This is a genomic window from Novosphingobium sp. BL-A-28-Hi1-0D (assembly GCF_055521755.1).
Window position 1 is genome coordinate 3,051,987 of sequence record NZ_CM145502.1, and the last position, 13,642, is coordinate 3,065,628.

Annotated in this window: 12 protein-coding genes; 3 read left to right on the top strand and 9 right to left on the bottom strand. The window is 64.5% G+C overall.

Features of this window, described 5'->3' with window-relative positions; genetic code table 11:
• Positions 1 to 43: 43 nt before the first annotated feature.
• From ACZ1JW_RS14765 to murI, 4 genes are all read right to left on the bottom strand, one after another.
• Complete coding sequence (locus tag ACZ1JW_RS14765) at positions 44 to 724, bottom strand: nitroreductase (RefSeq protein WP_465141126.1); 681 nt, start codon at positions 722 to 724, stop codon at positions 44 to 46.
• A gap of 113 nt (positions 725 to 837) precedes the next feature.
• Positions 838 to 2,058 carry a 5-aminolevulinate synthase gene (gene hemA / locus ACZ1JW_RS14770; RefSeq protein WP_465141127.1) on the bottom strand — a complete coding sequence of 407 codons (1,221 nt, stop codon included), beginning with the start codon at positions 2,056 to 2,058 and terminating at the stop codon, positions 838 to 840.
• Positions 2,059 to 2,198: 140 nt separating this feature from the next.
• A complete protein-coding gene (locus tag ACZ1JW_RS14775) occupies positions 2,199 to 3,119 on the bottom strand; it encodes an MBL fold metallo-hydrolase (protein ID WP_465141128.1) in 921 nt (306 codons plus the stop codon).
• Positions 3,120 to 3,162: 43 nt separating this feature from the next.
• Positions 3,163 to 3,975, bottom strand: a complete 813-nt coding sequence (gene murI / locus ACZ1JW_RS14780; protein ID WP_465141129.1) for a glutamate racemase — start codon at positions 3,973 to 3,975, stop codon at positions 3,163 to 3,165.
• An 82-nt stretch (positions 3,976 to 4,057) separates the two neighbouring features.
• Here murI and plsY point away from each other — a divergent pair, with 82 nt between their 5' ends.
• From plsY to topA, 3 genes are all read left to right on the top strand, one after another.
• Complete coding sequence (plsY, locus tag ACZ1JW_RS14785) at positions 4,058 to 4,639, top strand: glycerol-3-phosphate 1-O-acyltransferase PlsY (protein ID WP_465126036.1); 582 nt, start codon at positions 4,058 to 4,060, stop codon at positions 4,637 to 4,639.
• Positions 4,636 to 5,751: a DNA-processing protein DprA gene (gene dprA / locus ACZ1JW_RS14790; RefSeq protein WP_465141130.1), complete on the top strand. Its 1,116-nt coding sequence runs from the start codon at positions 4,636 to 4,638 to the stop codon at positions 5,749 to 5,751. Before plsY ends, dprA begins: the two co-directional genes overlap by 4 nt.
• An 87-nt stretch (positions 5,752 to 5,838) precedes the next feature.
• Complete coding sequence (topA, locus tag ACZ1JW_RS14795) at positions 5,839 to 8,415, top strand: type I DNA topoisomerase (protein WP_465141131.1); 2,577 nt, start codon at positions 5,839 to 5,841, stop codon at positions 8,413 to 8,415.
• Here the strand turns inward: topA and ACZ1JW_RS14800 are convergent.
• From ACZ1JW_RS14800 to lepB, 5 genes are all read right to left on the bottom strand, one after another.
• Positions 8,399 to 9,985 carry an ArnT family glycosyltransferase gene (locus ACZ1JW_RS14800; RefSeq protein WP_465141132.1) on the bottom strand — a complete coding sequence of 529 codons (1,587 nt, stop codon included), beginning with the start codon at positions 9,983 to 9,985 and terminating at the stop codon, positions 8,399 to 8,401. The two genes, topA and ACZ1JW_RS14800, sit on opposite strands and share 17 nt — an antisense overlap.
• A 183-nt stretch (positions 9,986 to 10,168) precedes the next feature.
• Positions 10,169 to 10,999: an SGNH/GDSL hydrolase family protein gene (locus ACZ1JW_RS14805; RefSeq protein ID WP_465141133.1), complete on the bottom strand. Its 831-nt coding sequence runs from the start codon at positions 10,997 to 10,999 to the stop codon at positions 10,169 to 10,171.
• Complete coding sequence (era, locus tag ACZ1JW_RS14810; protein WP_465126031.1) at positions 10,987 to 11,892, bottom strand: GTPase Era; 906 nt, start codon at positions 11,890 to 11,892, stop codon at positions 10,987 to 10,989. The genes ACZ1JW_RS14805 and era overlap by 13 nt, the downstream gene beginning before the upstream one ends.
• Before the next feature lie 67 nt (positions 11,893 to 11,959).
• The gene (gene rnc, locus ACZ1JW_RS14815; RefSeq protein WP_465142785.1) at positions 11,960 to 12,658 is read right to left on the bottom strand and encodes a ribonuclease III; all 699 of its coding nucleotides are present in this window, start codon (positions 12,656 to 12,658) and stop codon (positions 11,960 to 11,962) included.
• Complete coding sequence (lepB, locus tag ACZ1JW_RS14820; RefSeq protein WP_465141134.1) at positions 12,631 to 13,494, bottom strand: signal peptidase I; 864 nt, start codon at positions 13,492 to 13,494, stop codon at positions 12,631 to 12,633. Before lepB ends, rnc begins: the two co-directional genes overlap by 28 nt.
• Positions 13,495 to 13,642 lie beyond the last annotated feature (148 nt).

Genomic DNA, 13,642 nt, shown 5'->3' on the forward strand with positions numbered 1-13,642 from the left:
GGAGAAGGCCCTGGCGGAAGGTGGGGCCTTTCTCGTAGGGCTTTTAGAATCCCACGAACCGTGCCGCCTCGTTCACACTCTTGCGGGTGCTGATGACGGCGTTGGCGGGGAAGTCCGGGTCGGGCCATCCGAGAGCTACGGCCTTCATGATTACCTGATCGTCAGGGATGCCGGCGTGTTCGCGCACGACCGGAGATTGCATGATTCCTTGCGAGTTGATCACGCAGCCAAGCCCGCGCGACCATGCCGCGTTGACGAGTGCAGTTGTTACGGCGCCGCAGTCGAATGCCGTGTCGTCGCTGCCAGCGAGCTCGCGGTCATAGGTCACGATTACGCAGACCGGGGCGTCGAACTGGCGGAAGCCGCGCAGGACCCAGTCCTGACGGGCAGGCGCGTCGTCGCGGGCGATGCCCATGGCGCCGAACAGCTGCTTGGCGACTTCAACCTGCCGCTCCCGGTGGACCCCGCCAAACGGCTCGCCTCGCCGGAACTCGCGGCTGTCGGGTTCGCCCGCAAGGATGCGCTCGGTGTTACCCTTGCGGATGCGGTCGAGTGGCTCGCCGGTGATGACGTGGAAGTGCCAGGGCTGCGTGTTCATCGATGAAGGAGAACGCATGGCCAGAGCAAGGATGTCCTCGATCAGTGCCTGAGGGACCGGCTTGTCGAGATAGCCACGGATGGAACGGCGGCCAAGGACAACCTCGTCGTAGGACTGCACAGGCATGAACTCTCCCGATTTAACTGTCCGGTTAAGGCTAGCGCTTGTGCAGCGAAAGGCAAGGCCAACGAAAAAGCCCTCCCGGTGAGGGGAGGGCCTATTCGCTGCTGTCAGCGGGATTACGCCGCCTTCTGCAATTCCAGCTCCATGCGCTGCCAGATTTCCACCAGCGCCTCGGTCAACTCGTCCATCATCGGTTGGGTGTGCGAGGGGCCGGGAGTGAAGCGCAGACGCTCTGTGCCGCGCGGGACGGTCGGGAAGTTGATCGGCTGCACATAGACGCCGTATTCGGCGAGCAGGATGTCGGCGATCTTCTTGGCGCGGACCGGGTCGCCGACCATCAGCGGCACGATGTGCGTGGTCGAGGGCATGACTGGCAGCCCTGCGTCGGCAAAGGCCTTCTTGAGGTAGGCGGCCGCCGCCTGCTGGCCCTCACGCTCCTCGCTCGATGCCTTGAGGTGGCGGACCGAGGCAAGAACGCCTGCGACCAGCACCGGCGAGAGCGAGGTGGTGAAGATGAAGCCGGGGGCGTAGGAGCGGATCACGTCGATGATCTTGCGATCTGCCGCGATGTAGCCGCCCATCACGCCGAACGCCTTGCCCAGCGTGCCTTCAATGATGTCGATGCGGTGAGCCGCCTCATCACGATCGGTGATGCCACCGCCGCGCGGGCCGTACATGCCCACTGCGTGAACCTCGTCGATGTAGGTCAGCGCGTTGTACTTCTCGGCGAGGTCGCAGAACGCGTGGATCGGGGCGACGTCGCCGTCCATCGAATAGACGCTTTCGAACGCGATCAGCTTCGGCACGTTCGGATCGGTCTCGGCGAGCAGTTCTTCAAGATGCTCGACGTCGTTGTGGCGGAACACCTTCTTTTCCGCGCCCGAATTGCGGATGCCCGCAATCATCGAGGCGTGGTTCAGCTCGTCCGAAAAGATCACGCAGCCGGGCAGGATCTTGGCGAGCGTGGACAGCGTGGCGTCGTTGGAGACGTAACCGCTGGTGAACAGGAGCGCGCCTTCCTTGCCGTGCAGGTCGGCCAGCTCTTCCTCAAGCTGGATATGGTAGTGCGTGTTGCCGCCGATGTTGCGCGTGCCGCCCGAGCCTGCGCCGACGTTGTGCAGTGCCTCTTCCATGGCGGCGATGACCTTGGGGTGCTGGCCCATCGCAAGGTAATCGTTCGAGCACCACACCGTGATCGGCTTGGGCCCGTTATGCCCTGCAAAACAGCGCGCGTTGGGGTAGGCCCCCTTGTTGCGCAGGATGTCGATGAAAACGCGGTAGCGGCCTTCGGAGTGCAAGCGCTCGATGGCAGAATCGAAAACCTGATCGTAATTCACCCCGCCGCTCCTTCCTGCAACAAGGACGTTTCCGTCCTTGGGAGCCCGATCCCGTTGGGCCCTCCGGCGAATGGGCGGCTTCTACGCCTGTTGTTTTCGCTTTGCCAGCAGGATTTGGGGTAACTGCCCGAAAGTCGGAGCTATTCGGCCTTTCGGGCAGGAATGAGTTCGGGGGCGGGGGTCAGGCCGTTCTTCGGCGCGTTGAAGATGGTCCAGTCGACATCGTGCGATGGCAGGATCACGAGGTTCTTGTGCTGCTCTTTCAAGGCCTTCAGGCCCTTCAGCCAGCCGATCACGGCAGGCCGGTCTTCAGGTGCCATCCAGTCCGCCAGCAGGCGGGAGCGCGGAGTCGGGATCTCGGCATTGGCCGAGAGCGAAGCGGTGTCGCCTGCAAAGATGTACTCGCGGCCCGATGCCAGCCGCACGTAGATCATCTCCGAAGCCGGCGTGTGCCCCGGTGTCTGGATCAGCACGACGCCGGGCGCCACGGCCTCGATCGGCTTGAGCTCGCGCGGTTCGCTGATCAGCCGGGCATTCTCGCGCCAAAGCGAGTTGATATTGCCGAGCATTCCCGGCGTGATCACGGCCTTGTCGACGATCTCCTCGAAACGCGGATGATCGAGGAAAGACCCGACGTGGTCGATGTGGGCGTGTGTCAGCAGGATCAGTTCCGCCTGGTCCATCCAGCGATCGACCAGCTTGCGGGCATTGTCGTCATAGTGCCGGAAGCCCATCGCCAGCGCATCTGTGCGCGACAGGCCCGGATCGATCACGATCCCGCCGCCCGGCGTTGTCAGCTTCCACGCGAAGACCCCGGATGTCACGGTCCGCAAACCGGTCCCCGCCGCAAGCGCCGCACCGGGAACATAGCGCGTGGCGACGGGCGCGAAGGTGATCCCGGTCGGCTTGTCGCCCGGAATCGCTTCCGCTGCCTGCCTCAGCACGGCCAGATCGAACTTTCGCGCCGGAACGTTCGAGGGACCGGCATTCACCAGCAGCCAGTAGTAGGCAAGACCCAGCACCAGCAGCAGGACGATCAAGACCTTGGAAAAGCGACTCACGCGAAGGCCCCCGTTACCATCTCCACCGTTAGCATCTTCATCGTCAGAATACCTCTACCCGGTCCAGCCCGTGCTCGGCCAGTGCCGGTCGCAACTGGTCGATCTCCGCGCCCCCACGGGTGAAAAGTGCAAGGTCGGGCTGCTCGCGCCGCCAGGGCTGGCCTTGCGTGAGGTGGGCGATGCGCCGGGCGATCCCGTCCGACCCGTCGATGAAGGCGACGCCAGGACCAAACGCCTCGGCCAGTTCATCCTGGATCAGCGGAAAGTGGGTGCAGGCAAGGACCACGGTATCGATGCGCTCACCGCCCGGCATGTCGCGCAGGGCCCGTGCCGCGCGGGCATAGACGGCAGGGTCCATCGCTTCACCGCGCAGCTTGGCCTCGGCGGCGGCGACGAGTTCGGGCGCGCCGTGGCGGAGCAGGGTCTTGCCTGAGGCGAACTCGGCCTCGAGCCGGTCGACGTAGCTCTGCCGGATCGTCGCAGCCGTGCCGAGGAGGCCGATCACACCGGTCCTGGTCATTGCAGCGGCAGGCTTGATTGCCGGAACCGTGCCGACGATTGGCACTTCGAGGACTTCGCGCACGGATGCCAGCGCAATGGTCGAGGCGGTGTTGCAGGCGATGCAGACGAGGCGCGGGCGCAGCCGTTCGGTCAGTCGTCCCAGTAGCCCGGAAACACGCGCCGCGATCTGGGCCTCGGTCTTGTCGCCATAGGGAAGCCCGGCATTGTCGGCGACATAGATCACCGGCGCCTGCGGCAGCACTGCGCGCACCTTGCACAGGACCGAAAGTCCGCCCACGCCCGAATCGAACAGCAGAAGCGGGGCGGCAGGATCGGACGGGTGGCTGTCGGTCATTGCCGGTGCTTGTATCGGGAATGGCAGCAAAATGGGAAGTGGCCTCTTTCGCTTTTGTGCCGTGTGAGGATATGAGCGTTCTGTGGAAACGCTATTGCCCCTGCTCGTCGGCTATCTGCTCGGCTCCGTGCCCTTTGGCCTGATCCTAACCCGGTTGACCGGAGGAGGCGATCTGCGTGCGATCGGTTCGGGCAACATCGGCGCAACCAATGTCCTGCGCACCGGCAAGAAGGGCGTCGCTGCGGCCACGCTGCTGTTGGACATGGGCAAGGGAATCGCGGCCGTGCTGATCGCCCGGCACTTCTGGCCCTCGGCTGAGCCGCTTGCTGCGCTCGCCGCGGTGCTCGGCCACTGCTTCCCGGTCTGGCTCAGGTTCAAGGGCGGGAAGGGCGTTGCCACGATGATGGGAATCTCGCTCGGCCTCGCCTGGCCCATCGGCCTTGCCTACGCGGTCGTCTGGCTGGGTGTGCTGTTCGCCAGCCGTATCTCGTCGCTGGGCGGCATGAGTGCCGCCGTCGCGGCTCCGATTGCCGCGCTTCTGCTGGGTTACACCGCCTACGTGCCGGTTCTCGCTCTCCTCGCCCTCTTGGTCGTTTTCCTCCATCGCGAGAACATCGGCCGTCTGCGCGCCGGGACCGAACCCAGGGTCGGCAGCAAGAAGTGAGCGAGGCGGCGCAGGCCACGCTTTCGCGGGGGGAGGCTTTCGCCCGTATCCGGCTGCTGCGCTCGCCCAACATCGGCCCGGTCAGCTACAATCAGTTGCTGCGACGCTTCGGCACGGCGGAGGCAGCGCTCGAAGCACTGCCTGATCTCGCCGCCCGAGGCGGTGCGCCCTATCGCCCTGCGACGGTCGAGCGGATCGAGAGCGAGATTGCCGCAGTCCGCAAGGCTGGCGCGCGCTATCTGTTTCATGACGGACCGGACTATCCGGCGCTCCTTGCCGCGCTGGAAAGCCCGCCGCCGATCCTGACCGTGCGGGGCGACGTCAGCCTGCTGTCGCGGCCTTCGGTAGCGGTGGTGGGTGCCCGCAATGCTTCGGCAGCGGCGGTGAAGCTCTCGCGCGATTTCGCGACGGCGCTGAGCGCCAGGGGCTATGCGGTCATTTCCGGTCTGGCGCGTGGGATCGATGCAGCCGCCCATCGCGGTGCATTGGCGGGCATGGCTGAGGGCGGAGGCACAGTAGGCGTGATCGCCAGCGGCATCGACATCAGCTACCCGCCCGAGAATGCCGAGCTGCAGGAGCAGGTGGCTTGCGAAGGCCTGCTCATCGCCGAAATGCCACCGGGCACAGAACCGCTCGCCCGCCACTTCCCGCATCGCAACCGCATCATTGCAGGTCTGGCGACCGGGACTCTGGTGGTAGAGGCCGCGCCCAAGTCAGGCTCGCTGATCACTGCGCGGCTTGCCGCTGAGGCAGGGCGCGAGGTTATGGCCATTCCCGGCTCCCCGCTCGACAGTCGCTCGCACGGCTGCAACCAGCTGATCCGCGACGGGGCGATCCTCGTGCAGTCGCCTGAGGACGTGATCGAACTGCTGCTCGGCTTCGAAGGCCAGTCCCGGTCCAGCTTCCGCGAGGGCCAGCATTCCTGGGCACCGGAGATCGAGGAAAACCCGGCGGACATTGCCGGATTGCTCACGCTTGCGCCGATCGGCGTCGACGAACTGATCCGGCAAAGCGGTGCGAGCGCGGGTGCGGTGCAGATGGCCTTGCTGGAGATGGAACTTGCAGGGCACTTGCAGCGTCATGCAGGAGGGCGCGTCAGCCTCCAATCCTGAATGACTGCCCACGCTGCCGCTTGACGAACCTGTCCGGTAGTCCCCACCCTCGCGCACACGTACACGTAAGGACTGCTTTTTCAGATCATGCAGCTTGTCATCGTAGAATCTCCGGCCAAGGCCAAGACCATCGAGAAGTATCTTGGCCCCGGCTACAAGGTGCTCGCCTCCTATGGTCACATCCGCGACCTGCCCGTGAAGGACGGCTCTGTCCGCCCGGACGAGGACTTCGCGATGGACTGGGAACTGTACGGCGACAAGCAGTCCCGCGTGAAGGCGATCACCGATGCGGCCAAGGACGCCGATCGTCTGATTCTCGCGACTGACCCTGATCGCGAAGGTGAGGCAATTTCCTGGCATGTCAGGGAGTTGCTCAAGAAACGTAAGGCACTTCCTAAGGAAGTTGAGCGCGTCACCTTCAACGCGATCACCAAGCAGACGGTGACCGACGCGATGAAGCGTCCGCGCGAGCTGGATCAGGACCTGATCGATGCCTATCTCGCCCGCCGCGCGCTCGATTACCTGTTCGGCTTCACCCTCTCGCCGGTCCTCTGGCGCAAGCTTCCGGGAGCCAAGTCGGCAGGGCGCGTGCAGTCGGTCGCGCTGCGCCTGATCGTCGAGCGTGAGCGCGAGATCGAGGCGTTCCGGGCCCAGGAATACTGGTCGGTCATTGCCCGGCTTGAACAGGGCGGCACTGAGTTTGCCGCGCGCCTGGTAAAGTTCGATGGCCAGAAGCTCGACAAGCTGACGCTGGGTGATGAAGGCGCGGCGATGAAGGCCAAGGCCGTGGTCGAAGCGGGCACCTTCCGTGTCGAGGAGGTCGAGACCAAGCCGACCCGCCGCAATCCCTATCCGCCGTTCACCACTTCGACGCTGCAGCAGGAAGCGGCGCGCAAGCTCGGCTTCTCGGCCAGCCATACCATGCGCGTGGCGCAGACGCTCTATGAGGCAGGCGCGATCACCTACATGCGTACCGATGGCGTGCAGATGGATCCGAGCGCCATTTCGGCCGCGCGCAAAGCGATTTCGGACCGCTATGACGGGCACTATCTTCCGGAAAAACCGCGTCATTACGAGACGAAGGCGAAGAATGCTCAGGAAGCGCATGAAGCTATCCGGCCTACGGATTTCAGCAAGGACCGTTATGGTTCGGCGGACGAAGCGCGGCTCTATGACCTGATCTACAAGCGCGCGATGGCAAGCCAGATGGCGTCTGCGAACATCGAGCGCACCAGCGTGACCCTGCGTGATGGCACTGGCAAGCACGAGCTACGCGCCACAGGGCAAGTCGTGAAGTTCCCCGGCTTTCTTGCCGTCTATGAGGAAGGACGTGACCAGAAGGCCGATGGCGACGACGAGGATGCAAGCCTGCTGCCGGACATGAAGACCGGCGATACGCCGGCCAAGCGCGGCGTCGATGCGACGCAGCACTTCACCCAGCCGCCGCCGCGCTATTCGGAAGCGAGCCTGGTCAAGCGGCTTGAGGAACTCGGCATTGGCCGTCCTTCGACGTATGCCTCGACCTTGCAGGTGCTCAAGGATCGGAGTTACGTTCGAACCGAGAAAAACCGTTTCTTTGCAGAAGAATCGGGCCGACTTCTCACATCGTTTCTCGAACGCTTCTTCTCGCGTTACGTCGCCTATCAGTTCACCGCCGGGATGGAGGAGGAGCTCGACGACGTTTCGGGCGGGCGCGCCGAATGGAAGAAGGTGCTCGCCGCGTTCTGGCGCGACTTCAAGCCCAAGTCCGACGAGGTGATGGAGAAGAAGCCAAGCGAAGTCACTGCCGAACTTGACGAGTTCCTCTCCGACTACCTGTTCCCGCCGCGCGAGGATGGCAGCGATCCGCGCCTGTGCCCCAAGTGCGAGGCTGGCCGCCTGTCGCTGCGCGGTGGCCGTTACGGCGCGTTCGTCGCCTGCTCGAACTATCCCGAGTGCAAGTACACCCGCAAGTTCGCCCAGCCCGGTGGGGCAGAGCGCGATGGCGCGGAAGATGGCGTCCTCGGCAAGGACCCGGTGACGGGCCTCGAGGTCGTGCGCAAAGCGGGGCGGTTCGGCCCCTACATCCAGCTGGGCGAAGGCAAGGAAGCCAAGCGCGCCTCGATCCCCAAGGACATTGCCGAACTCGATCTCGAATGGGCGCTCAAACTGCTTTCGCTTCCACGCGAGGTTGGAACGCACCCTGAAAGCGGCAAGCCGATCACCGCCAGCATTGGCCGCTACGGTCCTTACCTTGCCCATGACGGCAAATACGCGCGACTGCGCTCGACTGCGGAAGTGTTCGAAACCGGCATGAACGCCGCCGTCATGCACCTTGCTGCTGCAGCGGCGGGGGCAGGCGCGCGCGGCAGTCGCACCGCAGCAGAACCGCTCAAGGTTTTCGGCGCGCATCCCACATCGGGCGGCGAGATCAAGCTCATGGCTGGCCGTTATGGTCCCTACGTCACCGATGGCACCACCAACGCCACCCTGCCCAAGGACAAGCAGCCCGAGGCGCTGACGCTCGAAGAAGCCATCGTCCTGATCGATGAGCGTGCCGCAAAGGCGCCCGCGAAGGGCAAGAAGAAGGCTCCGGCAAAGAAAGCCGCGCCAAAGAAGGCCGCAGCCAAGAAGCCTGCCGCAAAGAAGGCTCCGGCCAAGAAGGCGACTAAGGCCGAGGATTAAGGAGCGGGGCTCTACCGGTTGCGGGCTTGCGCAGCCGGTAGAGCCAGTATTCCTTGTTGCCGAGCGGGACCGCCGCGTAACGCTCGTAGTCGCGGGCCAGGGCGGCCTTGATCATGCGGCGCGTGTCCATGTTGGGCAGGTAGAGGTTGAACTTCTTGCCCCGCATCACGATCACCGTCGGCCGCGAGGCAAGCACTCGTGCCGTTTCCGCCGTTGCATCCACGCCGATTGCCGGAGCTTCGACATACGTGTTGAGGTGGTTGGGGAAGATGCGCGTCGTCGGCAGGCAACTGTGGGTCGTGCGGTAGAATGCCATCTCGCCTTCGTAGATGAACAGGCAGCCGCCGCGCATTTCCTGCGCGATGGCGGCGTTCATCGCCTCGTACTGGCGCGTCGAACCGTGCTGGTTGTATTGGTAGATCATCACTGCGAGACCGGCGATGGCGCCGAACCCCAGCAAGAGCCTGCCGTACCAGCGCTCGCCATCGCGGACCCGTGCCAGCGCCGGTGCGGCAAGGACTGACAGCGGCACCAGCAGCGGCGAAACGTAGTGGTCGTACCAGGTGCCGAAGATCAGGAAGCCGATGCAGGCGGCAATGGCCCACAGCCGGATCACGCGCAGCGATGCGGGGTGGGTTCCGCCCGAGGTATCGAACTTGCGCGGCGCACGGAAGATCGCCAGCCAGAACGGGATCATCACGGCGACTTCCTTGGTCAGCCGCCAGTACGATTTCCAGCCGTCCGACCCGCGCTCGAACACCGAGACGAAGTTGGCATAGACGAAGGCATCGGCCTGCCCGATCCCCACGTACCAGAGGAGCGCCGCGACCGTCGGCAGGAGGGCCACGCCGATCCACAAGGCTGCGGCCGCACCGAGCTTGCGATAGGTCCAGACGTCGGCAAATCCGCGCGATAGCAGCATCAGGCCAAAGGCAGCGCCCTCGAAGATCACGGTGTACTTGATCTGGATGGCAAGGCCGAGCAGCAGCATGGCCACGCAGCCGCGCCAGACCAGCCCCGGCGCCTCTTGTCGCTTGAACGCTTCGACCACGACCAGCGCCGCCAGCGCGACCGGCAGGTTGTAGAACACCGGAGCCTGTCCCATCCCGGCATTGAAGATCGGCATGAACAGGAGATAGGCCGCGCCCGCCTGCGATGCGGCTGTGGGCGAGGCGATCTCGCGGGCGAGGCGGCTGATCACCAGCGCCGTCAGCGTGGCTGAAAGTGCCGATCCCATCTGGTAGGCGATGACCGGGTCGAAAGGCAGGGCGGCCAGCGCTTCATAGATCAGGAACAGGCCGATCGGCTTGCGATCCCAGATGTCGGCATAGGGCACGGCCCCCTCGCGCATCCTCTCGGCCACGAACAGGTAGAACTGTTCGTCGATGTGGACGACAGGGTTCCCGAACAGGAAGCTGCGGGTGGCGAGGAACAGGAACAGAAAGGCCAGCGCCTCCATCAGCGTCCGGCTAATCGAAGCCGGAACGGGGAGGGGTTGAAATGGCCGGAGAGTCTGGTCGGTGGCCGGGCGCACGGCGCCCACTGTCAACACGCCGCCGCTATCGCTCATTCCCGCGCTCCGTCCATCATGGCACCCGGGATGTTAACGGGCGAACCGCCCGGACCCTTCGCGACCCGACTAGGGGCGCAACTTGAACCTTTGATGTCGGGTTCCGCGCGCGCGCGCGAACTGGGCCGCCCTTGCGACGGAGCGTGGCGCGCAAGCGCCCGTCAGAAGTTTATGTTTCTGAGATTACGATAGATACTTGGCGAGGGCGGTCGCCGCAGCCTCGTGACCTGCCCGATTGGGGTGAACCGGGATGCCGTCGCCCTGCGGCGCTGTCAGGCCATTGCTCCACGGTTCGTCCGAGCATGGAGCGTGGGTCTTCGAAAGTGCGGAGAAGCGGAATACCTCGGCCTTCTCCGTCCGCGCGATCTTGGCAGTCAGTTTTGCCAGCCGCTTTGCCACCCCCCGGCTGTAGGCCATCCGCTCTTCAGAGATCGGAACAGCGGCGCAAGCGCCCTTGAGCGGCAGGACGGTGATGTAATCGACGAACACGATCCGCGCATCGGGTGCGCGCAGGCGAACCTCACGCACGATCTTGCGCATGCGCTCCTCGTCGCCCTTCCATTCAGCCTCGCTGATCTCGCGCCACTTCTGGCAACGCGGGTCGGGCGTCGCCATCTTCTCGCAGGCGGCGGCGAAGATATTGCCGACGAAGTTCACATCGTTCCCGCCGATGGTGATCGTCACCAGCCGCGCGTCTGCAGTCACGCTTTCGATCTGCGGTGGGACCTCGTTCCAAGGGCCTAGCACGTGCTCGGTTGTCGCGCCGCTACAGGTCGCGTCGACCAGCGCAAGCTTGAGCTTTGCCGCGAGCAGGTTCGGATAGTTCAACGTTCCGCGCCCGCAGCGCGGCGGCGTGCCCGGCGTATTCGGACCGACGCCAGGCCCAGCGGCAAAGGAACTGCCGAGCGCCACGTAACGCGCGCCTTCGGGTACGGGCGCAGGCTTGGCCAGTGCAGGCGTGGCCAGCAGTGTGGCCAGAACGAGCAGTGCCGCGCGCAACCTCACTTCACCCATTCCAGCCCGATTTCCTCGTAGATTTCCTTGGCATCGGCCCAGCGCTCGTCCACCTTCACGTGGAGGAACAGGTGCACCTTGGTTTCGAGCAATTGCGCCAGTTCCTTGCGGGCCGCCTCGCCGATAGCCTTGATCCGCGCACCGCCCTTGCCGAGCACGATGGCCCGCTGCGTTTCGCGGGTGATCACGATCTGTTGGTGGATCTCGACCGAGCCGTCCTTGCGCTGGATGTATTTTTCCGGGCGCACCGTGCTGTCATAGGGCAGTTCGTCATGAAGCTGGCGATAGAGCTGTTCGCGGGTGATTTCCGCCGCCATCAGCCGCTCGCTGGCATCGGACACCTGATCCTCGGGATAGTGCCATGCGCTTTCCGGCATGAGAGCGGCAAGGCGCTGCTTGAGTTCGGGCACGCCATCGCCGGTGAGGGCCGAGACGAAGAACACTTCGTCGAATGCGGCCTCCTGCGTCAGGGCCTCAGCCATGACCAGCAGCGGTTCCTTGGGCGTCGAGTCGACCTTGTTGAGCACCAGCAGCTTGCGCTCGGGCCGCTCCTTCAGCGTTTCGAGGATCGGCTCGAGATAGTCGCGCTTCTTCTTGCGGGCATCGACCACCAGCAGGATCGCGTCCGCTTCGTGCGCACCGTCCCAAGCGGCACTGACCATGGCGCGGTCCAGCCGACGCTTGGGCTCGAACAGGCCGGGAGTGTCGGCGAGGATTATCTGCGCCTTGTCCTCGCCCACGTCTTCCAGCGCGATGCCCATCAGGCGCGCACGCGTTGTCTGCGCCTTGGGCGAGACGATTGCCACCTTCTGCCCGACGAGCGCGTTGACGAGGGTCGACTTGCCGGCGTTCGGTGCGCCAAGGACGGCCACGAGGCCACATTTTTCGGTCATTATTCCAATTCTTCTGAAGAGTTGCGGCCAGCTTTAAGCGAAATATGCCCCGGCCGCCAGATTTGCGTCAGCCATAGGCCTGCATGAACGCGCGCGCCGCTGCGGTTTCGGCTTCCTGCTTGCTCGATCCGGTCGCCCTGGCATCGCCCACGCCCTTGACCTCGACCGAGACGGTGAACTTGGCCGCATGGTCGGGACCCTCGCGCGCGACGAGGGTATAGATCGGGGGCTTGCGCCGGTTGCCCGCCGCCCATTCCTGCAGTGCGGCCTTGGGATGCTTGCGCTGGCCGGTGCCCGAAGCCATCGGCCGCTCCCACACCTTGCGCACGAAATCGCGCGCCGCCTCAAAGCCGCGCTCGACGAACAGGGCGCCGATCAGCGCTTCCATCACGTCGCCGAGGATGTTGTCGCTCTGCGCTCCGCCATCGTCACGCGCCTGCTTGCCGAGGCGAATGTGCGCCGGGATGGCGATGGCGCGGGCGACGTCGGCACAGGTCTCGCGACTGACAAGCGCGTTGAGCCGCTGCGAGAGCTTGCCCTCGGCCGCGTCGCTCTTTTCGTGCAGCCAGTCGGCGATGACGAGGCCGAGCACCCGGTCACCCAGAAACTCGAGCCGCTGGTAATCGCGCGATTCGCCCATCGAACCGTGAGTCAGTGCCTCGGCCCAAAGATCGGGCCGTGATGGGGCGCTGCCCGTAATCTGCGTCAGGAACGCGATGGCTTCTGCCGAAAGCGCGCTCAGAACGTGCCCCCGATCCGGTTCCAGCGTGCGGCGGTGAACCAGGTCCACGGCAGGAACCAGTTGGCGCTGCCATCGGTCGACCACATCATGATCGTGGCACGGCCGACGAGGTTGTCCTGGGGCACGAGGCCGATGCCGCCGCCTTCCATCGCCGGGAAGCGGCTGTCCATAGAGTTGTCGCGGTTGTCGCCCATCAGGAAGAGATGGCCTTCGGGCACGATCACCGGCGCGGTATCGTCAACCGCCCGCTGGCCCATATCAAGGACATTGTAGCTTTTGCCCGAGGGCAGCGTTTCGCGGTACTGCGGGTAATGGCAGGTCTGGCTGCCATCGGCCTCGGTCACCGCGAACTCGATCGAAAGGCAATCGGTGTTCGGGCTGACGGGGATGACGAAATCCTCGACCTTAACCTTGGGTACGGCCTTGCCATTCAGGTGGAGCACGCCGCCGATCATCTGCACCGTGTCACCCGGCAGGCCGATCACGCGCTTGATATAGTCGATATCGTTGCCCGGCGGTGCCTTGAAGATCACCACGTCGCCGCGCTCGGGCTGGCTGGCGAAAATGCGCTTTGGCAACAGCGGTGCGCTGAACGGCAGCGAGTAGCTGCTGTAGCCGAACGGCCATTTTGCGGCGAGCAGGTAGTCGCCGTTCTCAAGCCGCGGCAGCATCGATTCCGACGGGATGTTGAACGGCGAGAAGATGAAGCTGCGAAAGATTGCCACGATCAGCACCAGCTTGATCAGGAAGACCGGGAAGCTGTCTTCCTTCTTTTCCTTCCTTGCGGAAGAAGCGGGGGCGGCTTGATCCGCTGGCGTCGGGCTGCTGGCGTCGGGCGTGTCGTTCATCGTCGCGGTCATGTTGCCAGCAGGCCCCTTCGTCAAGTGTGTTGTTTGTCTAATACAGTGGCTGAAATACGTCTGCGCAGCTTGCCGGTCGATGAACAGCGCGCTTGGCGAGACGCGCTCGGGCGGGCATTAGAGCGATTACGCAGTTGCGAAAGGAAGA

Bases quoted from the DNA above. Each gene is read 5' to 3' on its own strand.
- ACZ1JW_RS14765 (WP_465141126.1), bottom strand. From the start codon at position 724: ATGCCTGTGCAGTCCTACGACGAGGTTGTCCTTGGCCGCCGTTCCATC.
- ACZ1JW_RS14800 (WP_465141132.1), bottom strand. From the start codon at position 9,985: ATGAGCGATAGCGGCGGCGTGTTGACAGTGGGCGCCGTGCGCCCGGCC.
- topA (WP_465141131.1), top strand. From the start codon at position 5,839: ATGCAGCTTGTCATCGTAGAATCTCCGGCCAAGGCCAAGACCATCGAG.
- era (WP_465126031.1), bottom strand. From the start codon at position 11,892: ATGACCGAAAAATGTGGCCTCGTGGCCGTCCTTGGCGCACCGAACGCC.
- murI (WP_465141129.1), bottom strand. From the start codon at position 3,975: ATGACCGACAGCCACCCGTCCGATCCTGCCGCCCCGCTTCTGCTGTTC.
- ACZ1JW_RS14805 (WP_465141133.1), bottom strand. From the start codon at position 10,999: ATGGGTGAAGTGAGGTTGCGCGCGGCACTGCTCGTTCTGGCCACACTG.
- lepB (WP_465141134.1), bottom strand. From the start codon at position 13,494: ATGACCGCGACGATGAACGACACGCCCGACGCCAGCAGCCCGACGCCA.